The organism is Polaromonas sp. P3_A5, assembly GCF_056403055.1.
Genome location: NZ_JBFUGF010000001.1, coordinates 947,233 through 967,384 on the forward strand (window position 1 = coordinate 947,233; position 20,152 = coordinate 967,384).

Below are 20,152 nucleotides of genomic sequence, written 5' to 3' on the forward strand. Positions count from 1 at the left end.
TCCGCTTCAGAAACATTCAGGAGACACACCATGAAAGTTGAAGTGAAAAAGTGGATAGGCATTTTCTGCATGGTCGCAGTGCCCGCCGCGATGGCGCAGACTGCCGCGCCCGCAGCGGGTGTGGTGTGCCCCGACAGGAACGTGCTGTACTGGCAGGCCTTTCCACCGGGTGGTGAGTCGGACCTGTCGGCGCGCCACCAGCAGGTCGTGCTCAAGAAAAAATGCCCGGCCGTCGACACCATCATCCAGTACAAGGCGGGCGCCGGCGGCGGCCTGATGTGGGGCCAGATGAACAGCCTGCCGGGCGACGGCCTCAATGTAGTGGGCATCAACCTGCCGCACATCGTGTTCCAGCCCATCGAGGGCGAGGTGCAGTACAAGACTGCCGACATCGTGCCGGTGTTCTGGTTTCACTACACCCCCGACGTGCTGGTGGTGCCCGAGAAAAGCCCGATCAAAACGTTTGCAGACTTCATCGCCGCAGCCAAAAAAGACCCCGGCAAGCTGAACCTGGGCGGCTCGGGGCTGAACTCCGCCAACCATGCGGCGCATGAGCGGCTCAACGCTGCCTTCGGCGTCAAGAGCACCTACGTGCCCTACAAGGGTACGGGCGACATGTCGATGGCCGTGATCGGCTCGCAGGTCGACGGTGCGATGACCTACACGCCGTTTGCCATCGGCAACAAGGGCAGGGTGCGCCCGCTGGCAGTCGCCATGGAAAAACGCCACCCGATGATGCCCGACGTGCCCACCTTCAGGGAGCTCGGTGTGGACTGGGTGGACGGCGCCTACCGCGGCATTGGCGTGCCCAAATCCACCCCGCTGGAGGCGCGCAGGCGCTTGTCCGACATGTGGGCCGTGCTGAACAACGACCCCGAGATGAAGGAACTCGCCGCCAAAAATGGCTTTGAACTCGTCAGCGTGGGCCTGGACCAGATGGACGGCTTCATGAAGGAGCGCATCCGTATCTACACCGAAGGTGCGAAGCGCCTGGGCCTGGGGAAAAAGTAGCTCCCGGCGCCGGTCGGTTATGGCTTCAACTTCAATGTCGGATCTTTGCCGTGAGATGAAAGTCCTGTCAGGGCCGCAAGACCGGGGCGTCAGTGGAGGCTGGTGGTGTTGGAAAGAAGGTTCAACACCACCACGCCGGCAATGATGAGCGCCATCCCCACCATGCCCCAGAGGTCAATCTTCTGCTGGTGAACGAAGAAACTGGTGATGCTGATCAGCACAATGCCCAGGCCCGACCAGATTGCGTAGGTCACGCCGGTGGGGATGGACTTCATCGTCACCGTGAGGAGATACAGCGCGGTGCCATAACCCGCGATGCTGATCAACGAGGGCACCAGGCGCGTGAAACTGTCGCTGGACTTGAGTGCCGTGGTGGCAATGACTTCGGCAACGATGGCAATGCCCAGGGCCAGGTAAGCGTTCATGAGGCTCTTCTTTCTGCTTCGGTGGATGATGGCTCATTCTAGGAAGCTGCCTTTCCGGCGAAATCCCAAACCCTCCCGCGTTGCCGGGTTACTGCCCGGTTACCACGGCACAATCCGGGGTGGAGACATTTCAATGACTGCAGCCAAGACACCTACCCCCGGCACGCCCATCCCGGACGCCGCCACCCAGCCGCGCCAGTTCCTCGAGCACCTGTACGCCGCCGCCGTTGCGCGCGCGCTGCCGCTTGAGAACACCGCACGCTACCTGCCCAAACCGCCCACCCCCGAAAGCGGCGGACGCACCATCGTGATCGGTGCGGGCAAGGCCGGCGGTTCCATGGCGCAGGCGGTGGAGGCACTTTGGCCCGCCGACGCACCGCTTGAAGGCCTGGTCGTGACCCGCTACCACCACATCCCGCCGCGCCCCGAGGGACTGAAACAGCGCATCGCGATTGTCGAAGCCGCGCACCCGGTGCCGGATGCGGCAGGGCTGGAAGCTGCACAGCGCATCCTGGCCATGGTGCAGGGGCTGGGTAAAAACGACCTGGTGCTGTGCCTGATCTCGGGGGGCGGCTCGGCGTTGCTGACCTTGCCGGCTGAAGGCCTGACGCTGGAAGACAAGCAGCGCATTAACAAGGCGCTGCTCAACAGTGGCGCCAATATTTCCGAGATGAACTGCGTGCGCAAACATCTCTCGCGCATCAAGGGCGGCCGCCTGGCCGCAGCCTGCGCGCCGGCGCGTGTGGTGACGCTGACCATCAGCGATGTGCCGGGAGACGATCCGTCCATCATCGCCAGCGGCCCGACGGTGCCCGACGCCACCAGTTGCGCCGAGGCGGTGGCCATCCTGCAGCGCTACGGCATTGAAGTGCCGGGCGCCATCATGAGCCTGCTGGAGCAGGGCGCACTCGAAACCCCCAAGCCGGGCGACGCGGTCTTCAAAGGCCATGAGGTGCACATGATCGCCACGCCGCAGCAAAGCCTGGAGGCTGCCGCCGCAGTGGCGCGCGCAGCCGGCTTGCAGGCGCACATCCTGAGCGACGAGATGGAAGGTGAATCCCGCGAGGTCGGCAAGGTGCATGCGGCGCTGGCCCGTGCCGTGGCGCTCAAGGGGCAGCCCTTCAGCAAGCCCTGCGTGATCCTGAGCGGCGGGGAAACCACAGTGACCGTTCGCAAGCAAGCAGAAGGCACGCCGCGCGGCCGCGGAGGCCGTGCCGGCGAATTCTGCATGGGCCTGGCCCTGGCCCTGCAAGGCCAGCCGGGCGTGTATGCGCTGGCAGCAGACACCGACGGCATCGACGGTGTGGAAGACAACGCGGGTGCCTATGTAGCGCCCGACACACTGCAGTGCGCACTGGCCAAAGGCATGAAGCTGGACCAGTACCTGGACCGCAACGACGCCTACGGCTACTTCGAGCCGCTGGGTGGCCTGGTCATTCCGGGGCCCACACATACCAACGTCAATGACTTCCGGGTGCTATTGATTTTGTAGCTGCTCGCGCAGGTTCTACCTGCGCTGCGGGCCTGTTTGATACATAAAACAGGCGAAAAAAAGCCTCACACGGCTGTCAAACCACCTGTGCCGGGCGCCGCGCTGATTTCGGGCGGATGCGTGACGATGGATTTGAGTTCCGGCCGTGCCGTCTGCAAAGTTTGCAAATCGGGTTGCGGCCTGCGCAGCGTGTCGCTGGCCTCAAAGACCTGTTCCAGCGCCTGGCATGCAGCCAGCAGTTGCGCATCGGCGTGCAGCCGTCCAATCACCTGCAGTCCGAAGGGCATGCCGTGTTCGTCTTTGCCGCAGGGCAGCGCGAGCGCCGGGTTGGTGGCCAGGGTCACCACATAGGTCAGGCCCAGCCAGTGGTAGTAGTTGCGCATGGCCTGGCCGTCGATGTTGCCGGCATACAGCTCCGTCCAGGGAAAGGGTGTGACCGGCGTGACGGGCGCCAGGATGATGTCGTATTGCTCGAAAGCCTTGGCAAAGCGGCGTGAAATGCGTGTTTGTTCCAGGTGCGCCCAGGCGCGGTCCGCCAGCGTGATGGCAGCCGCGATTTCCATGTTGGCGCGTACATTCGGGCCCAGGGTCTCGGGGGCGTTGCGATAGGTATCGGCGAATGCCGCTACAAAACTTTCTGCGCGCAGCGTGTCAAAGGCGCGGTCGGCATCGCCCAATTCAAGGTCTATCGGCTCGCAGCTCGCTACCAGCGGCCGGACGGCTTCCACGCGCTGGCGGAACACGCGCCGGATTTCCGGGTCCACGATGCACATGCCAAAGTCTTCCGTGGTGCCCACACGCAAGGTGGAAAGGTCCACCTGCTTCAAGGGCCAGAACGTGGAGGCATCCACCGGGTAGGAAAGCGGGTCGCGTGCGTTCGCGCCCACGCTGGCGGCAAAGAGCAGCGCCGTATCGGCCACGTTGCGCCCCATCGGCCCCAGCACGGAGATGACAGACCAGCCCAGGGGCCGGGCGTCGTTGGCCACCAGCCCGGGCGAAGGCCGCAGGCCGACCACGCCACAGAGCGAAGCCGGAATACGCAGCGAGCCGCCGGTGTCGGAGCCGGTGCAGATCGGCAGCATGCCGGCTGCCAGCGCCGCCGCCGAGCCGCCGGAAGAACCGCCCGCGTTGAGCGTGGGGTTGAACGGGTTGCCCGTCGCGCCCCACACCGGGTTGCGCGAGTTGGCGCCGGCGCCCATGTCGGGCACATTGGTCTTGGCCGTGACGATGGCGCCGGCCGCGCGCAGTTTGGCCACCAGTGCGTTGTCTTTGGCCGGCACGTTGCCGCGAAGTCCTATGTTGCCGTAGGTGGTGAGCAGGCCCGCGGTGTCCTGCAGATCCTTCACCCCCAGCGGCAGTCCGTGCAAAGGGCCCAGCGCCCCCCCGCGCATCACTTGCGCTTCGGCTTCGCGTGCACCCTCGCGCGCACGCGTGAAGTCGGTCGCGCAGATCGCGTTGATGGCGGGGTTGAGGCGTTCGATGCGGTCTATGCAGGCGTCCATCAGCTCCACCGGCGATACCTCGCGGCTGGCGATCAGGCTGCGGAGTTCGACGGCGGAGATGTCTGGAAGGGTGGAGTGCATATCAATGTCTTGTGTCGAAGGAAATGGTCATGTTCCGCCGCCGGGCCGCCCCAAGGCGGAACGCGCCCCCTCGGGGGGGCAGCGAAGCACACGAAGTGGCGAGCGTGGGGGCCAGGTCTCGCCGCCGGGCCGCCCCAAGGCGGAACGCGCCCCCTCGGGGGGGCAGCGAAGCACACGAAGTGGCGAGCGTGGGGGCCAGGTCTCGCCGCCGGGCCGCCCCAAGGCGGAACGCGCCCCCTCGGGGGGGGGCAGCGAAGCACACGAAGTGGCGAGCGTGGGGGCCAGGTCTCGCCGCCGGGCCGCCCCAAGGCGGAACGCGCCCCCTCGGGGGGGGCAGCGAAGCACACGAAGTGGCGAGCGTGGGGGCCGTCATGACTAATCTGTTTTGATCTGGGAGCGTTCGGCCAGCGCCTTCATGCGCGCGATCTCGGCCGTCACCAAGCCGGACCAGTCGGGAACCGCGGTATAGCCGGGTTCGAAGCCGGCGGCCTTGAGCTTGTCCAGTGTTTCGGTGCTGGCCATCACCGTGGCCAGGGCCTTTTCCAGCCGTGCCTTGACGGGCGCCGGCAGGCCCTTGGGCGCCACCACGGCCAGCCAGGCGTTCATGTCGACGGCTGGGTAGCCGGCCTCGGCCATGGTCGGCACATTCGGCAGCAGGGCCGAGCGCTTGTTCATGGCCACGGCCAGCACGCGGATCTTTCCGGACTTGAGTTGCTGCGATGCGGCGACCACGGTGTCGAAAGACACCGGGATTTGGCCGCCGATCAGATCGGTCATCAGGGGGCCGGAGCCTTTGTAGGGCACATGCGTCATCTTCAGGCCCGTGGCCGTATTGAACATCGCGCCGGCGAAGTTGGAGCTGGTGCCGTTTCCGAAACTGCCGTACAGGTATTTGTCCGGATTGGCCTTGGCCGCCGCCACGAACTGGTGCACGTCGGCGGCCGTGACCGACGGGTTCACCAGCATGGCCAGCGCCACTGAGCCCACCATGCCTATCGCCTCAAAGCCCTTGGCCGGGTCATAAGACAGCTTGGGTTGCAGCGCCGGGTTCAGTGTGAAGGTGGAGTTGGAGCTCACGAGCAGGGTATAGCCGTCGGGCTTGGCGTTGGCCACTGCGGCGGCGCCTATGGCGGTGCCGGCGCCCGGCTTGTTTTCGACCACCACGGGCTGGCCCAGCTGGTCACCCAGGGCTTTGCCAAGGATGCGCGCCAGCACGTCAGCCGCACCGCCAGCTGGGAAGGGTGCGACCAGTGTGACGGGCCGCTCAGGAAACTCGGCCGCATGGGCGGGCCCGCCCACGGCGGCAAGTCCACAAAAAAAGACAGCGCTGGCGGCCAGCGTGCGGCGCATTGCTTTGAAAGACATGTGTTGCATGGTAGGCCTCGTTGAAAATTTGATCAATCGGAAGGGGGTGATTCGAAGGGGCGGGCTCAAGAGTTAACGCAAACGGGCCGGTGCGAGCCTGGAGGCTTCAACGCCTTGCTGGCGCAGCTCTTCAGGCAGCGCCGCCTGGCGGATCAGCGCATCGGCCAGCGCACTTGCACCGGCCGCGCTCTGGATGCCGTAGCCGCCCTGCGCCGCGAGCCAGAAAAAACCGGGGCAGGCGTTGTCGTGGCCAATCACCATTTCCCCGTCGGGTACAAAAGAGCGCAGGCCGGCCCAGGTGCTGGAAGGGCGGCGGATCGTCAGTGTCGACACGCTTTCGATCTGGTGGATACCCATGGCAATGTCCAGCTCTTCAGGAGCCACGTCGTGCGGAACCGTCGGGTCCGCATTGGCGGGTGAGCCCAGCAGCTGCCCGGCATCGGGCTTGAAGTAATAGCTTTCGTCCACACCCACCACGGCGGGCCAGTGTGAGGCGTCCATGCCCTCGGGCGCCTTGAAGGTAAAGGCGCTGCGCCGGTGCGGCACCAGGCCGATGGGCTGCGCGCCAAACATGGCGGCCAGCTCGTCAGCCCAGGCGCCTGCGGCATTCACCACGGTTTTGGCGCGCAGCGTCTCGCCGTCGCTGAATTGCAGGGCCCAGCGCTGTCCGTCATGCGTGGCCTGTGTCAGTGTGGCGGCGGTGCGCAGCTCTCCGTCGGCGCCTGCCTTCTGGCGAAAGCCGCGCAGAAAGCCCTGATGCAGTTCATGCACATCCATGTCCTGCGCGCCTGCGTCGTACAGCGCGCCGTGCACCACATCGGGCCGCAGGCAGGGCACATGGGCCAGCGTGGTGTCGGCGTCCAGCGTCACCAGGCCGGGGCAGCTTGCGGACAGTTCCTGGCGGGTGTGCGCCAGTTCTTTTTCCTGGCCGTGCGTGGCAAGGTAAAGCACGCCCCGGGGCTGTATCAGCGCCGGGTGAAACCCTTCCGGCGGCCGTTCGTAAAACCCGCGGCTGGCACGCGTCAGTGCCCGCACCATGGGCGGGCCATAGGTTTCCATGAACATGGCCGCCGACCGGCCGGTGGAGTGAAACCCCGGCTGGGATTCACGTTCGACGAGCGCAACGCTGCGTTGCCCGGCCAGGCGCCAGGCCAAAGATGCGCCCGCAATGCCGGCGCCGAAGATCAGGATGTCAAATTCTCTCATTTGAGAATTCTCACATGCGAGAATCGTGCCTGTCCAGCCCATTTACCGGGATTTTTCGAAAAAAGGGAAAACACCATGCCTGCACGCCCCGCCCGCAACCCTGCCGCCGCCCCCGAGGCGGACCGGGTGCGGCTCGGTCTGAGCCTGCGCGGGCACCGCAAGGTGCGGCGGCTGACGCTCAAGGACCTGTCCGGCCGTTCCGGCGTCGCGCTGTCCACGCTGTCCAAGATGGAGTTGGGCCAGATTTCGGTCAGCTATGAAAAGCTGGCCGCCGTGGCGCGGGCGCTGTCGCTGGACGTGGGGCAACTGCTGGACGCGCGGGCCGCGGCGCCGGCCCCCGGCGCTGCAAAGCCGGTGGTGGTCTGGTCCGAGGCGGGCGGTGCGCCAGCCTACAGCTCTGGCAACTATGACTACGGCGCGCTGGCCGCCGGCTTTCCGGGCAAGCGCATGACGCCGATGCACGGCCGCATCGTGGCGCGCAGCCGCAGCCAGTTCCCCGACTTCATTCGCCACGCAGGGCAGGAGTTCGTAATCGTGCTGTCGGGCCGTGTGCGCATCGAGTTCGAGACCGGCGAAATCATCGAAGTGGGGCGCCATGAGTCGGCCTATTTCGACAGTGGCGTGGGCCACATCTACCTTTCGCTGGGCCGCAGCGATGCGCAGGTGCTGGTGGTGATGAGCGAATAGGGCTGCCTGGCCTTGTGTCTCGGGTTTGTACCCAGGTTCAGGTCGACAGCTTCTCCCAGGTCAGGTCAAATTTCAGCAGATATTTGCGCAACCGGTCCGCATCGTTCACCACGCTGCGCTGGGTACGTGAGACATTGAAGAGCACCCGCCCGGCGTCGCTGAGGGAAGCGCTTCTGCGGCAAACCTCAATCACGGCTTGAAGCTGTAGCTGTTCAAAATAATCGAGTGTGTCCGCGGTACCTCCCACTAATTCGGCGAGTGAGGCAGCGCCGCCGCTGGCTTCCTGTTCTGTGGCCTGCCATTGCCAGCGTAGCCGCGCGATCTCGGCCTCCACCAGGCTCGCGCCGATGCGGCCGTTGTCGCCCAGCGTGGCAAGGCGGGTGATGGATGCGCTCAAGTCCCGAAAATTGCCAGCCCAGATGGCCTCGCCCGATTGTGTAAATCGCAGGTAGGCTGCGCGGGCTTCGGCGGTCATGCGGGTTTTTCTGCCCAGATCTTCGGATGCGAGCATGAGCTGGTGGTCCATGTTGGGCTCGATATCCTCCCGGCGCTGGCTGAGGCCGGGCAGGGTGTACGTCCACAGATTGATACGTGCAAAAAGGTCCTCGCGGAAGCGCCCGCGGGCGACTTCCAGACGCAAGTCCTTGTTGGTGCCGGCGATCAGCTGGAAGCTGCTTTCGACTTCTTTGTCGGCGCCTACGGGCAGGAAGCGCTTTTCTTCCACGGCCTTGAGCAGCATGGCCTGCTCGTCCAGGCCCAGCTCGCCAATCTCGTCGAGAAACAGCACGCCCTTGTCGGCGGTGCGCAGCAGGCCGGGACGGTCATTGGCCGCCCCGGTGAACGCTCCCTTCTTGTGGCCGAACAGCGTGGAGCCTGCACCGTCGCCGTGCAGCGTCGCGCAGTTCACGTCGACAAAGCTGCCGCTGACCTGGTGGCGTGACTTTTTGAGCTCGAAGATGCGCCGCGCCAGCATCGACTTGCCCGCGCCGGTCGGTCCGGTCAGCAGGATGGGCGCCTTGCTCTGGACGGCGATGTGTTCGATTTCCTCGATCAACTTGTTGAAGCGGGGGTTGCGTGTGGCGATGCCGCTTTTGAGGAAGGACACTGCATCTTGCTGCGCCACCGCAAGCCGCGTGTTGATCGCGTCATACCGCGAGAGGTCCAGGTCAATCAGTTCATAGCTGCCCACCCCATGGCCTTGCCGGCCCCTGGGCGGCGCCGTCTGCAACAGAACGCCGGGAATGAAGCGCGCCTCGACCAGCAGGAACAGGCAGATCTGCGCTACATGGGTGCCGGTGGTGATGTGCGCCCAGTACTCTTCGCGCTCGGTGTCGAAGGCGTAGGCACGCATCCAGTCATACAGCGCGCCATAGACCTCGCCGAAATCCCAGGGGTTGGCCAGGTTCATCTCGACCAGGCGAACCTCGGTGCCGGGCGAGAGCTGAACCACGTCTTCGCGCACCCTTTCGGCCAGCGCCTTGTTGCGCACGTCGTGCATCAGCTCCAGCCGGTCGACGATCAGGTCCTCATGCTGTGCGATCGACACCGTCGGCCGCCATTTCTCCCAACGGGAAGCACTCAGGCCCGAATCCAGTTGGGTACCCAGGAAACCCATCACCACTTTCTTCTTCATATTTCTAATGTACTAGCTTTAAAGCTAAAAAAATAGGAGAGATGAGTGAAGATGAACCGGTTATTTTTTGATTTTTATGAAAAATACTCAATTAAATCAATGATCTACGGTGATGGAGAAAAAGTTTTGAAGAGTTGGCACGCTGCCTGCAATACATAGTTCGTCACCACAACGGTGAATGCAAACAAGGAACAAGAACATGGCAAACACTCAACTATTTCAAAACAGCAAAGGCGCTTTCCCGTCTGCTTCCACCACTGTCAACGAGGCGGGTGGTGTGGCTTATGCTCTGGCACCTCGGCATGCGCTGGTGCAGTTGGCCGTCACCGGTTGCCTGAACAATGTTTACTACGCCGGTGCTGCCGAGCAACTGGACAAAGTGCTGGAGCTGGCTGCGCAGGTGGATGCGGGCTTCGTGGCCAAAACCGCCATCTATGCCCGTGAGCGCGGCCATATGAAAGACATGCCGGCGCTGCTGTTGGCCTCGCTGGCGACCCGCGATGTGGCACTGTTTGCCAAGGCGTTTCCTCGCGTCGTGGACAACGGCAAGATGCTGCGTAACGTGGTGCAAATTCTGCGTAGCGGCCGTGTGGGCCGTAAGTCAATGGGTTCGCGTCCCAAGAAGTTGGTGCAGGCCTGGTTGTGCAATGCAAGCGAGAAGCAGCTGCTGAACGCCAGCGTGGGTAACAGCCCGTCATTGGCCGACGTCGTGAAGATGGTTCACCCAAAACCGGCTGAGGCCTGGCGCGCCGCGTGGTTTGCCTGGTTGATTGGCCGTGACTTTGACGTGAGCCAGTTGCCCGAGGCGACGCGTGCTTTTGAAGCCTACAAAAAGGACCGCTGCGGTGCGGCACCCGATGTGCCTTTTCAGATGCTGACCGCGTTGAACCTGACCACCAACCAGTGGACCCAGATTGCCAAGAACGGCTCGTGGCAGATGGTTCGACAGAACCTCAACACCTTTGCGCGCCACGGTGTGTTTGGTACGACCAAGGCTGAAAAGGCCATTGCCGCCAAACTGCGTGATGTGCAGAGCATTGAGAAGGCCCGCGTGTTGCCCTACCAGTTGATGGCTGCCTACAAAGCGACGGATGAAACCGTTCCTCTGCAGGTACGTGAAGCATTGCAAGACGCGATGGAAATCGCGTTGAAGAACGTGCCCGCTCTGGTGGGTAAGGTGGTGGTGTGTCCTGATGTGTCGGGCTCCATGAGCTCGGCGGTGTCTGGACACCGTGGTTCTGCAACCAGTGCGGTGCGTTGTATTGACGTGGCGGCCCTGGTGGCTGCGGCTCTGCTGCGCAAGAACCCGGCAACCATGGTGCTGCCGTTTGAGCAGAAAGTCGTCAACTTGTCGTTGAACCCGCGTGACTCGGTGATGACCAATGCGGAGAAACTGGCTGCCGTGGGCGGTGGCGGAACCAACTGCTCGGCGCCGTTGGCCCTGTTGAACGCCGGTAAGGCCAAGGCAGACCTGGTGGTGCTGGTGTCGGACAACGAGTCATGGGTGGATAGCAAGCGTGCCGGTGCGACGCAAACCTTGCGTGAATGGGAAGTGTTCAAGCAGCGCAACCCGCAAGCCAGGTTGGTGTGTATCGACATCCAGCCTTACGCCCATACGCAGGCGCTTGAACGGCCTGACATCCTGAACATCGGCGGTTTTACCGATGAAGTGTTCAAGGTACTGGCTTTGTTTGCCGCGGGGGCGTTGGGAGCCGACCACTGGGTCGGATTGATAGACGAGCTGGCTTTGTAAGCCATGACTCGATGTGTTGAGCGTCGTCGCCTGAGGAATGCCGGTGTGATTACATCCAAACTGTTTCTATCACACAACTGTTAGTCCTCAGGCGGGGGCCTTTTTTAAAGATTGGCAAGAGGGTTTTCAAAAGCACGAATGCTGGCGGGATTACATTGGATATAGCCGGTTCGACTCTGGCCATGTGCATCACAGGAAACTGAATGCACATGAAAATCTCACCGATCCTTGTCGTGTTTTTGAAAGTTCTTGAAGAGAGAGCAAAAAGTTTTGATTGCCGGCGGCAAATGCGGTTGGAATTACAGCACTGTTAATGCCGAGGTCGCGGGTTCGAATCCCGCCGGTGCTGCAATGGGCTTGTGCCCGAGCCCATTGCAGCACCGTAGCTCAGTCTGGTAGAGCACGTATCCATTTCAACAATTTTGTTGCTGCTGGTGATCAAAAGGTTTTGGATGAATGCCCGTGAAATTACAGGTAGACGCGGCGTGCAAACGCTCTCGCGCTGAAAGGCGCGGGGTCTGGGTTCAAGCCCCAGCTTGGCAACAAGTGGCGGAATTTCATTTCACAAGCTCTAGTCATCCGTTTTTATTGAAAAAGGAAGAAAAACAATGAACTACCAACAACATGAAGTCACCGGCGGTGTGCCGGTCAAGATGTGGACCAACGGCGTACCGGTGGAAGCCCAGGCCCTGAAGCAGTTGGAAAACTCCGCCCGCCTGCCCATTGTGTTCAAGCACGTGGCCGTGATGCCCGACGTGCATTACGGCCTGGGCGCGACCATCGGCAGCGTGATCCCGACCTTCAAGGCGATCATTCCAGCTGCGGTGGGCGTGGATATCGGCTGCGGCATGATGGCCTGCAAAACCACGCTGCGCGCCGAAGACCTGCCTGACAACCTGGGTCCGCTGCGCTCGGAGATCGAAAAAGCCGTGCCGCACGGCTCGGCGCCCAAGACCTATCGCAGGAATGGTTCAGTGCGAGAAGTCGGCGCCTGGACGAATCCGCCCAGCGCGGCAGATGCGGCCTGGGGCCAGCTGGTCGAAGAGTTCGAGGCAATCTGCCTGGACTACCCACGCCTGAAGAACACCAACAACCACCGCCACATGGGAACGCTGGGTGGCGGCAACCACTTTGTCGAGGTGTGCCTCGACGAAGGCGGCGGGGTGTGGATCATGCTGCACAGTGGTTCGCGCGGGGTGGGTAACGCCATCGGTACGCACTTCATCGAGCTCGCGAAGAAAGACGCCGAGCTGCACCAGCGCAACCTGCCCGACAAGGACCTGGCCTACCTCGAAGAAGGTTCGCAGTACTTTGGCGACTATGTGCGCGGTGTGGGCTGGGCGCAAAAATTTGCGCGCCTGAACCGCGAGGTGATGATGCAGGCCGCCATTGGCGCGCTGCGCAAAGTGATCAGCAAGCCCTTCGAGACGCACCTGGAGGCGGTGAACTGCCACCACAACTATGTGCAGAAGGAAACGCACTTTGGGCAAGAGGTGTTTGTGACCCGCAAGGGTGCCGTGAGCGCCAAGGCGGGAGAGCTCGGGATCATTCCAGGCAGCATGGGCGCCAAGAGTTTCATCGTGCGCGGCAAGGGTAACCCGGACAGCTTCATGAGCTGCAGCCACGGAGCAGGTCGCACCATGAGCCGTACGCAGGCCAAAAAGCTGTTTACGGTGGACGACCAGATCAAGGCTACCGAAGGCGTGGAATGCCGCAAGGACGCGGAGGTGATCGACGAGATCCCGATGGCCTACAAGGACATTGACGCCGTGATGCTGGCCCAGAGTGATCTGGTGGAAGTGGTTTACACGCTCAAGCAGGTGGTGTGTGTCAAAGGTTGAGGGAGGGGGGCAAAAGGACAACGCTCTGCAGGCATTGTCCGGTCCTGCCCTGACGGCTCTTCGGGCAAAACTTGCCGAAGCAGGCTGCGTATTTGATTTTGCTGTTTACACGCTGGAGAAAGGCATTGATCCTTCTGCGGCGCTGCATCGGTGCGCGCTGGAGCTGCTGTTCGCGGACGTACGGGAGCGATGGTTGGTAAACCACCAGGAGGCCATCAAAAAATTTCCGCAATTTAGTGCGTCGAATTTTCATCAGCTCGACTACGACTGTGCCGCTGCGAGTCCGGAAATTTTGCCGGTGGAAAAAGTACAGGACCTCTTTTCCTGCGCGGCGCATCCAGCCGGTGCGCCTTGTTTGTTTTTGAGTTTTAGTGACCCACCTTACGGTTTCATGAAAGATGCTGACGCGAAGGCGCTGTTTGATCGGTGGTGTCAAATTTTAGGTTTGATCCCGGGCCATCTTCCTGAGGTGATCGACTGGGTTGGTGATCCTGATCTTGAACCATCGCGCAGCCAATGGAGTAACTATTTTGAAGCGGGAAAAGAGTGGTGGGGCATTTGGTGCCTGACGGTGTGGAACCCTGTTAACCGGACCTTGAGCGTGCTTGCCGCCAGCGCAACTGACTGATGATGAAAGAAGAAAAACAATGATTGAACTCGATGGCTCGCAAGGCGAAGGCGGCGGGCAGATTCTGCGCACGGCTCTGGCGCTCAGCTTGGTCACGGGCAAGCCGTTTCGCATGAACAACATCCGTGCGAAGCGGCCCAAGCCCGGCCTGATGCGCCAGCACCTGGCCTGCGTGAACGCGGCTGTGGCTGTGGGCGGCGGCGGCGATGAGACTTCTGCCGTCAATGCCACCGGTCAGGCCGTGCAGATTGGCGAAACCACGTTGCTGTTCACGCCAGGTGAGGTGCGCGCGGGCGACTACGAATTTGCGGTCGGCTCGGCAGGCAGCTGCATGCTGGTGCTGCAGACCGTGCTGTGGCCGCTACTGCAGGCCGAGGCGGCTTCGACGCTGCTGCTCAGCGGCGGCACGCACAACCCGATGGCGCCGTCGTGTTCCTTTCTGACCGCGCTGGCGCCTTATTTCGCCGGCAGCGGCGAGGCACTGTTTGACATTGAACTGCGCCGCCACGGTTTCTACCCGGCGGGAGGCGGGGAGGCGCGCGTGCGCCTGAACCCGCCCGCGCACGGCTTTTCGGCCATTCACCTCATGGAACGTGGCGCGTTGGTAGAGGCATACGCCGAATGTCTGCACGCCGGCCTGCCGAGAGGTGTGGCCGAGCGTGAGCTGGACGTGTTGCGCAAGGGGCTTGGCTGGCAGGAAGACTGCCTGCGCGACCGCGGGCTGCGCAGCAACGAAGGGCCGGGCAATGCGCTGCTGGCTGTCCTGCGCTATGAAAACATCACCGAGGTCTTTGCTGCCTATGGCGAAAAGAGCGTGAGTGCCGAGCAGGTTGCCCGCCGTGTGCTGCAGGAAGTGAAGGATTACCAGGCACACGAGGCGCCGGTAGGCCCGCACCTGGCAGACCAGCTGATGATTCCCATGGCACTGGCGGGCCTGCAGGGTCGGATGGGTCGCTATTGGGCGACGGAGCTGACCGAGCACACCCGCACCAATGCGCGGACCATCGAAGCCTTCCTGCCTGTGAAGTTCTCATGCGAGCCATGCGGTGGCGGAACGGTGATTTCGCTGCAGATGTGATGAATGGCTGGGTCATTCCTGGCCGATGCATGCCAATATGAAAACTGCGGGACGTTGCTGGTGTTGAGTCCGGAACCAGAGAAGCCTTACAGTATGGGCTGGTCGCATGAGGAACCTGCATGTCCAACGGCAAAAATACACTACCATCCGGCGCCCCCGATAAAGCCCAGATCGAGAACGCGATCGAAAAGGTCAATCGGCAGATCAAGATTCTGCGGGCCTTCAAAATATCGGTGACGCAAACCGGCTGGGATTCGAGCGTGGAGTCCCTGCAAAAGAAAGTCAACACCACCCTGGCCGACAGCTTTGGCGTGGGCACGCCCGAATACCGGCAGTTTGCCGTCGCGATACAGGATTTTCTGCTGGACAAGACTTTCGGCGACCGCTTCACGGACGACGAACGCCAGCAAAAAGTCAGGCAAGGGATCGATCTGGCCATCATGCGCGTGAATGCGGCCAAGAAGCTGCTGAGCGACTACCTCGATGGCACTGCAGCGCCGATAGTGGAGCCGGTTGCGGAGGCGAAACCGGTGCCACCGCCCCCACCACCGCCCCCACCAGCACCAGCACCAGCACCGGAACCAGCACCGGAACCGGAACCGGAGCCGGAACCGGAGCAGATCTCCACACCTTCACCTTCCATTCCAACGAGGATGCCCATGTCCAAGACCGATCTCTCTTCCGCCACCGCGCCGCAAGCCGTGTCCGGTTCTCGCGTGGCCATCCTGGGCCTGGGCGGAGATGCCGTGGGCGACGCGTGCCAGTTCATGGAGCAGCTGGGGCTGGAGGCGGCGATACTCGACGCCGTCACCATCGACCAGCTGGAGGGGCTGCGCAATGTGGCGTTTTTGCTGCTCCTGCCGGGCAACAAATCCGATGCGCCAGCGGCCATGCTGGCCATCGGGTTCATGCTGGCCGCGCTCGGCCGTAACCGCATTGCCTGCCTGCTGTCCGAAGACGACGCCTTGCCGGATGTCCTGAAAGGCGCTACAAGCATTTCGGTCGACGAGGCCGGATTGTGGCGGCTGCTGCTGGCACGTGAAATGAAGCGGGCAGGCCTGGAAGTGGATCTGAACCTTGCCATGTGAGTGGCGCCCCGGCGGCATGAGTGGTGTCAGCGTGCCGTGGGTTTCGTTACTGCATCGTCAGGCAGCATGGCAGTGTCTCTTTGCATCAAGGCACGGACCAGCCAGGTAAACCACGCAGCGGCAATCGCTGCTGCAATCCAAACCAGCATCTGCCCCAGGCGCGCCTGATCGTCCAGCAGGTAGGCGTTGCAGACGCGTACCGGCGAAGTTTCATACAGGTTGCCCACGACTGCCATCATCGGCAGCACATTGCCCAGAAAGAAACCCTGCACCAGCAGGCCCGCCGCTTGCCAGGACAGGCGCACGGCGGCGCCGCAGGCCAGCAGGGCCAGGCATTTCAGGATTTCGATGCGGCCGTCCACCAGCGCAAGGTCTAGTACGCGGGGGATCATCAGGATCGCGAGCACCACCGCGGCAGCGAACAAACCGCTGATGCCGTGGGCATTCCAGAGCCCCAGGCGAGCCAGCCAGCGCCCCGGCAGTGCAGTGGCGAGCAGATAGCCGGCCAGCGCCAGCAGGGGATACTGCACCAGCATATGAAGTGTCATGCTGGCTTCCAGTCCATGCCGCAGGCCGGGCAAGGCCAGCAGGCAAAGCAGGGCGACGGCCATAACCGCCAGGGTGCCGCGCGAGGGAGGCGCCAGCCTCTTCATGGCGGGGCAGCCTGCGCAAGGTGCTGCGCATAGTCGAGCGCGAGCTGCTGTTCCGCGTAGTCAAAAATGCGAACCAGCCGGCCTTTCTGGTCGATGACCAGCAGCGCCGCGTTGTGTTCAAAATCGCCGCGGCCATCAGGAACCACCACGACCTGGAAACCCGCCAGCAGGCGCTGGGTGTCCCGCGGGTCCTGCACACGCACAAAGCGCCACAGCGCCGGGTCAGCGCTCAATCGTGCTGCATAGGCCTGCAGCACGGCGGGGCTGTCGTGACGCCCATCGAAGCTGATCGACAGCAGCTTGACCCTGCCGCCGCGCTCCTGCCTCGCCTGCAATATCTGCTGCATTTGCTGGAAGCTGCTGCCCATCGCCAGGCAGACGGTCTGGCAACGTGTGTAGATGAAATCCACCAGCGTGACGGACTGCCCGTCGGCGAGATGCTGCGACAGTGCCTGAGAGGCGATGCCGGGCCCGTCGACGCTGACTGCGGGGGTTGCGACAGGTCGCAGTGCAACTTCGAGCCGACGGGCGCCCTCGGCGGTCCAGACCTGAAAGTCGTGCGTCAGCCACGCGGCGGCGGCGTAACCCGCCAGGGCCAGCATGACGCTGAGCAAGGCGGTGCGAAGCATCAGGGCTGGCCCACCACGCTTGCTGCCCCTTCAGCTCAGGAGCTTTTGGCCGCCAGCGCCTTGAGCTCGGCAGCGCCGTTGAACGGTGTGGTGCGCGTGCCGGCCTTGCGTTCGGCTTCAAACAGCTCGGGCTTGACGGCCCCCGCCTTGTTGGACCATTCGGCGCGGACGTAGCTCGCCACCGCGGCCAGTTCGGCATCGCTGAGCTGCGCGAAGGCCGGCATGGCGCCCTTGAAGGTGTTGCCCATGACGGTGATCTCGCCCGTGACGCCGTGCAGCAGGATGTTGGCCACGGTGCGCTCGTCGCCGGTGACCCATTCGGAGCCGTCCAGCGGTGGAAACACCCCGGGCAGCCCTTTGCCGGTGGCCTGGTGGCAGGCCACGCAGTTGGCGGTGAACAGCTGTTTGCCGTTGGCCGCAGCGCCCGGCGCGGGGCCCGAGAGGTCCGCCAGGGTGCGCTTGTCCCCCAGGTCGGCGCGGCCGAAAGAGCCGGACAGCACGATGTAGCCCGCGCCCCACAGCACCAGGGCCAATGCCCCGACCAGGAAGATCAGCGGGATGGGCTGGCTTTTTTCGGAAGGCTCGGCCTGTTCCCGCTCCTGGGCCCGGCTTTCAGATGTCTTGTCGTTCAGCATGGGATGACCTTGTGTGGCTCAGGGCTTGGGGGCGGGTGGCAGCACCGGGTAGGTGTGGTTCAGGCCCTGCAGGTACTTGACCAGGTCCAGCGCCTGCGGCGAAGGCACGACCACCTGGCCGATGTTCGGCCCGTAGGCGGGTGGCAGGGCCAGCGGCTGCTCGCCCTCGCTTTCGGCGTCTTTGGCGTCCTTCACCGTGAAAAGATAGGGGTAGGACGGCATGATGGAGCCGGGCACATAGGCGCGCGGCTGGTACAGGTGGCCCAGGTGCCAGTCCTTGCTCGGCTGGCGCGCCCCGATGTTGAAGAGGTCCGGCCCGGTGCGCATGCTGCCCAGCAAATGCGGCCTGTCATAGAAGTAATCGCCCGGCACCGAGGCCCGGCCCCAGCCGCGCTCCGCGTCGGGGCCGAAGTTCCGGTCACGCGGCTGCTGGCTGTGGCAATAAACGCAGCCATTGGCAATGTAGACCTCGCGCCCGCGGAGTTGGGCGCTGGTGTAGTTTTTCAGCTCCGGCGGCGGTTTGATGTCGCGTACCTGCATGTAGGGCATCACCACCAGGGCCGCCGTGGCGATGCCCAGGGCCACCATGGCGCCCGATGCCAGCTTGACTTCATTTTCCATGAGCGGCTCCCATTTCAGCGCTGCGTGCGTCGTTGGGCCAGAAGAGGGCGGCGCCCGCGCGGCCCGGCCCGAAGCGAAGCGCCATGGCCAGGAAATGGCCGACGAACACCAGATGGCTGAGTACCATCAGGCCGCCGCCCACGGATCGCCATTTCAGGTAGGGCAGGGTCAGCTCGACGGAAGCCATGAAGGGCTGGGCGGCATCCAGCATCGCCACACCTTGAAGCCAGCCGCCGATGGTGAGCCCGACAAAATATATCGTCACCCCGACAGCCGCCAGCCAGAAATGCAGGGTGATCAGTTTCGGGTACGGCCACTCCCAGTTCAGCACCCGGGGCATCATGAAATAGATGGCGCCGAACAGCACCATGGTGACGAAGGCATAGGCGCCCAGGTGCGCATGGGCCACCGTGAAATGGGTGAAGTGGGTGATCTGGTTGACGCTGCGCAGCGCCTCCAGCGAGCCCTGCAGCGATGAGGCAAGGTACATCAGCCCGCCGAACATCATGAAGCGCAGCGTCGGCGAATAACGCGCCAGGTGCATGCGCCCCTGCAGCGTGGCGCCCATGTTGATGCTGAAGGCGATCACCGGAATCACCATCATGACGCTCTGCACGATCGACAGCGTGATGAGCCAGCCGGGCACCGGGCCGCCGATGAGGTGGTGGCCGCCGACCTGGCCGTAGAAAAACGCCAGCGTCCAGAAGCCCAGCAGCGAGAGGTTGTAGGAGCGTATCGGCCGGCCGATGATTTTGGGCAGGAAGTAATAGATGGCGCCCACGCTCACGGGCGTGAACCACAGGCCCAGCACGTTATGCCCATACCACCAGTTGGTGGTGGCCTGCTGCACGCCGGTGTGCACGCCGGGCATCTTGCCGACCAGGAAGAGCAGGGCAATCCACAGCAGCGCCGCCGTCATGTACCAGACGCTGACGTACAGGTGCGAGACCTTGCGGTTGACCAGCGTGAACAGCACCGGCAGGATGACGAGGGCAAAGCCGGCGAACATGAAGATCGCGATCTGCCATGGAATTTCCAGGTATTCCATGCCGTCGTTCCAGCCGGTCGCGATGGCGCCTATGCCGCCGGCGATGCCCATGTTGATGAGCGCCCCGCCCAGCATGACCCAGATGGCGCCGTAGAGCCGGGTGCGCAGCAGTCGCGGCAGCAGCCACACGATCATTCCCAGCGCCGCATTGGTGATCCAGCCGTAGAGCACGCCGGTCAGGTGCACGGTGCGTATCCGGCCGAAGGTCAGCCAGGCATAGTCGGTGAGCCAGTCGGGCTCATGCAGCTTGATGGACGACACCAGCCCCGCCATCGAGCCCACGATGAGCCACAGGCAGGCAAAGGTGATGAACATGAACACCGGAAACGCGGTGGAGCGGTCGGACGTGATGCGGTCCAGCAGTTCGGCGGCGTCGGCCGCGTGCGTCTTGATGCCGCCTTCCTTCACTACCTTCTGCATTGACGCCTGTGCCGCGTCCTGTAGCGCGGGGTCGTCGACCTGGCCGATCTCGCCGTGCGCGAAGATGACGGAAGCCGCGACAGGGTTTTCTTGCAGCAGACCTTTGCGCAGCGACCAGATGAAGACAAAGAGTCCGATGATGGACAACAGGAAAGCACCCAGAAGGCTGAGGGCGGCGCTGTCCATCATGCAGCTCCCGCAGGCAACGCGCGCGGCATCGTCGGGTTCTCATTGCCCGCGCTCCGGGTTTCCAGAAAAAGCGGTGTCAGCCATCTGAACGACTGAGCCGGTCCGCCGCTTGTGCATGGTGCAACTGTCATGATTTCTCCGGTGTGAAAACCCGCAGACGCCATCTG

Annotated in this window: 17 protein-coding genes and 1 pseudogene; 8 read left to right on the plus strand and 10 right to left on the minus strand. The window is 63.1% G+C overall.

Features of this window, described 5'->3' with window-relative positions; genetic code table 11:
• The first annotated feature begins 30 nt into the window (after positions 1-30).
• The gene (locus tag AC1DU8_RS04575) at positions 31-1,011 is read left to right on the plus strand and encodes a tripartite tricarboxylate transporter substrate binding protein (RefSeq protein ID WP_477665499.1); all 981 of its coding nucleotides are present in this window, start codon (positions 31-33) and stop codon (positions 1,009-1,011) included.
• Positions 1,012-1,100: 89 nt separating this feature from the next.
• On the opposite strand, the gene AC1DU8_RS04580 is transcribed toward AC1DU8_RS04575, so the two are convergent.
• Entirely contained in the window at positions 1,101-1,436 is a 336-nt protein-coding gene (locus tag AC1DU8_RS04580) for a DMT family transporter (protein WP_457279830.1), read from the minus strand.
• 133 nt (positions 1,437-1,569) lie between these two features.
• On the opposite strand from AC1DU8_RS04580, the gene AC1DU8_RS04585 reads away from it, so the two are divergent.
• The gene (locus AC1DU8_RS04585) at positions 1,570-2,928 is read left to right on the plus strand and encodes a glycerate kinase type-2 family protein (protein WP_477665500.1); all 1,359 of its coding nucleotides are present in this window, start codon (positions 1,570-1,572) and stop codon (positions 2,926-2,928) included.
• A gap of 65 nt (positions 2,929-2,993) precedes the next feature.
• On the opposite strand, the gene AC1DU8_RS04590 is transcribed toward AC1DU8_RS04585, so the two are convergent.
• The 3 genes from AC1DU8_RS04590 to AC1DU8_RS04600 form a co-directional block, all read right to left on the minus strand.
• Positions 2,994-4,511 (minus strand): amidase, encoded by a 1,518-nt coding sequence (locus tag AC1DU8_RS04590; RefSeq protein WP_477665501.1) that lies wholly within the window; start codon positions 4,509-4,511, stop codon positions 2,994-2,996.
• Between the two features lie 375 nt (positions 4,512-4,886).
• Entirely contained in the window at positions 4,887-5,885 is a 999-nt protein-coding gene (locus tag AC1DU8_RS04595; protein ID WP_457279833.1) for a Bug family tripartite tricarboxylate transporter substrate binding protein, read from the minus strand.
• Positions 5,886-5,948: 63 nt separating this feature from the next.
• The gene (locus tag AC1DU8_RS04600; RefSeq protein ID WP_477689167.1) at positions 5,949-7,082 is read right to left on the minus strand and encodes an NAD(P)/FAD-dependent oxidoreductase; all 1,134 of its coding nucleotides are present in this window, start codon (positions 7,080-7,082) and stop codon (positions 5,949-5,951) included.
• 75 nt (positions 7,083-7,157) lie between these two features.
• On the opposite strand from AC1DU8_RS04600, the gene AC1DU8_RS04605 reads away from it, so the two are divergent.
• The gene (locus tag AC1DU8_RS04605) at positions 7,158-7,769 is read left to right on the plus strand and encodes a helix-turn-helix domain-containing protein (protein WP_457279835.1); all 612 of its coding nucleotides are present in this window, start codon (positions 7,158-7,160) and stop codon (positions 7,767-7,769) included.
• A 103-nt stretch (positions 7,770-7,872) separates the two neighbouring features.
• Here the strand turns inward: AC1DU8_RS04605 and rtcR are convergent.
• A pseudogene (gene rtcR, locus AC1DU8_RS04610) lies at positions 7,873-9,402 on the minus strand (RNA repair transcriptional activator RtcR); the annotation flags it as partial.
• Between the two features lie 199 nt (positions 9,403-9,601).
• Here rtcR and AC1DU8_RS04615 point away from each other — a divergent pair.
• The 5 genes from AC1DU8_RS04615 (at position 9,602) to AC1DU8_RS04635 (ending at position 15,790) form a co-directional block, all read left to right on the plus strand.
• Positions 9,602-11,155: a vWA domain-containing protein gene (locus AC1DU8_RS04615; protein ID WP_457279836.1), complete on the plus strand. Its 1,554-nt coding sequence runs from the start codon at positions 9,602-9,604 to the stop codon at positions 11,153-11,155.
• 608 nt (positions 11,156-11,763) lie between these two features.
• On the plus strand, positions 11,764-12,996 hold the full coding sequence (locus AC1DU8_RS04620; RefSeq protein ID WP_457279837.1) for an RtcB family protein: 1,233 nt from the start codon (positions 11,764-11,766) through the stop codon (positions 12,994-12,996).
• Complete coding sequence (locus tag AC1DU8_RS04625) at positions 12,983-13,624, plus strand: hypothetical protein (RefSeq protein ID WP_457279838.1); 642 nt, start codon at positions 12,983-12,985, stop codon at positions 13,622-13,624. Before AC1DU8_RS04620 ends, AC1DU8_RS04625 begins: the two co-directional genes overlap by 14 nt.
• A gap of 19 nt (positions 13,625-13,643) precedes the next feature.
• Positions 13,644-14,702: an RNA 3'-terminal phosphate cyclase gene (rtcA, locus tag AC1DU8_RS04630; RefSeq protein WP_457279839.1), complete on the plus strand. Its 1,059-nt coding sequence runs from the start codon at positions 13,644-13,646 to the stop codon at positions 14,700-14,702.
• A 119-nt stretch (positions 14,703-14,821) separates the two neighbouring features.
• A complete protein-coding gene (locus AC1DU8_RS04635) occupies positions 14,822-15,790 on the plus strand; it encodes a hypothetical protein (RefSeq protein WP_457279840.1) in 969 nt (322 codons plus the stop codon).
• 26 nt (positions 15,791-15,816) lie between these two features.
• Here AC1DU8_RS04635 and AC1DU8_RS04640 read toward each other — a convergent pair whose 3' ends face one another.
• Genes AC1DU8_RS04640 through AC1DU8_RS04660 form a run of 5 tightly spaced genes read right to left on the minus strand, consistent with a single transcriptional unit; the run spans position 15,817 to position 19,982 of the window.
• Positions 15,817-16,443, minus strand: a complete 627-nt coding sequence (locus AC1DU8_RS04640; protein ID WP_457279841.1) for a hypothetical protein — start codon at positions 16,441-16,443, stop codon at positions 15,817-15,819.
• Positions 16,440-17,072 (minus strand): SCO family protein, encoded by a 633-nt coding sequence (locus AC1DU8_RS04645; protein ID WP_457279842.1) that lies wholly within the window; start codon positions 17,070-17,072, stop codon positions 16,440-16,442. Before AC1DU8_RS04645 ends, AC1DU8_RS04640 begins: the two co-directional genes overlap by 4 nt.
• Before the next feature lie 35 nt (positions 17,073-17,107).
• Complete coding sequence (locus AC1DU8_RS04650) at positions 17,108-17,707, minus strand: c-type cytochrome (protein WP_457279843.1); 600 nt, start codon at positions 17,705-17,707, stop codon at positions 17,108-17,110.
• An 18-nt stretch (positions 17,708-17,725) separates the two neighbouring features.
• Complete coding sequence (locus AC1DU8_RS04655; protein WP_457279844.1) at positions 17,726-18,328, minus strand: cbb3-type cytochrome c oxidase subunit II; 603 nt, start codon at positions 18,326-18,328, stop codon at positions 17,726-17,728.
• Positions 18,318-19,982: a cbb3-type cytochrome c oxidase subunit I gene (locus AC1DU8_RS04660; protein WP_477665504.1), complete on the minus strand. Its 1,665-nt coding sequence runs from the start codon at positions 19,980-19,982 to the stop codon at positions 18,318-18,320. Before AC1DU8_RS04660 ends, AC1DU8_RS04655 begins: the two co-directional genes overlap by 11 nt.
• Between the last annotated feature and the right edge of the window lie 170 nt (positions 19,983-20,152).

Bases quoted from the DNA above. Each gene is read 5' to 3' on its own strand.
- AC1DU8_RS04605 (WP_457279835.1), top strand. From the start codon at position 7,158: ATGCCTGCACGCCCCGCCCGCAACCCTGCCGCCGCCCCCGAGGCGGAC.
- AC1DU8_RS04585 (WP_477665500.1), top strand. From the start codon at position 1,570: ATGACTGCAGCCAAGACACCTACCCCCGGCACGCCCATCCCGGACGCC.
- AC1DU8_RS04660 (WP_477665504.1), bottom strand. From the start codon at position 19,982: ATGGACAGCGCCGCCCTCAGCCTTCTGGGTGCTTTCCTGTTGTCCATC.
- AC1DU8_RS04615 (WP_457279836.1), top strand. From the start codon at position 9,602: ATGGCAAACACTCAACTATTTCAAAACAGCAAAGGCGCTTTCCCGTCT.
- AC1DU8_RS04620 (WP_457279837.1), top strand. From the start codon at position 11,764: ATGAACTACCAACAACATGAAGTCACCGGCGGTGTGCCGGTCAAGATG.
- AC1DU8_RS04650 (WP_457279843.1), bottom strand. From the start codon at position 17,707: ATGCTGAACGACAAGACATCTGAAAGCCGGGCCCAGGAGCGGGAACAG.
- AC1DU8_RS04575 (WP_477665499.1), top strand. From the start codon at position 31: ATGAAAGTTGAAGTGAAAAAGTGGATAGGCATTTTCTGCATGGTCGCA.
- AC1DU8_RS04590 (WP_477665501.1), bottom strand. From the start codon at position 4,511: ATGCACTCCACCCTTCCAGACATCTCCGCCGTCGAACTCCGCAGCCTG.
- AC1DU8_RS04595 (WP_457279833.1), bottom strand. From the start codon at position 5,885: ATGCAACACATGTCTTTCAAAGCAATGCGCCGCACGCTGGCCGCCAGC.
- AC1DU8_RS04655 (WP_457279844.1), bottom strand. From the start codon at position 18,328: ATGGAAAATGAAGTCAAGCTGGCATCGGGCGCCATGGTGGCCCTGGGC.
- AC1DU8_RS04600 (WP_477689167.1), bottom strand. From the start codon at position 7,082: ATGAGAGAATTTGACATCCTGATCTTCGGCGCCGGCATTGCGGGCGCA.
- AC1DU8_RS04645 (WP_457279842.1), bottom strand. From the start codon at position 17,072: ATGCTTCGCACCGCCTTGCTCAGCGTCATGCTGGCCCTGGCGGGTTAC.
- AC1DU8_RS04640 (WP_457279841.1), bottom strand. From the start codon at position 16,443: ATGAAGAGGCTGGCGCCTCCCTCGCGCGGCACCCTGGCGGTTATGGCC.
- AC1DU8_RS04580 (WP_457279830.1), bottom strand. From the start codon at position 1,436: ATGAACGCTTACCTGGCCCTGGGCATTGCCATCGTTGCCGAAGTCATT.
- AC1DU8_RS04635 (WP_457279840.1), top strand. From the start codon at position 14,822: ATGTCCAACGGCAAAAATACACTACCATCCGGCGCCCCCGATAAAGCC.
- rtcA (WP_457279839.1), top strand. From the start codon at position 13,644: ATGATTGAACTCGATGGCTCGCAAGGCGAAGGCGGCGGGCAGATTCTG.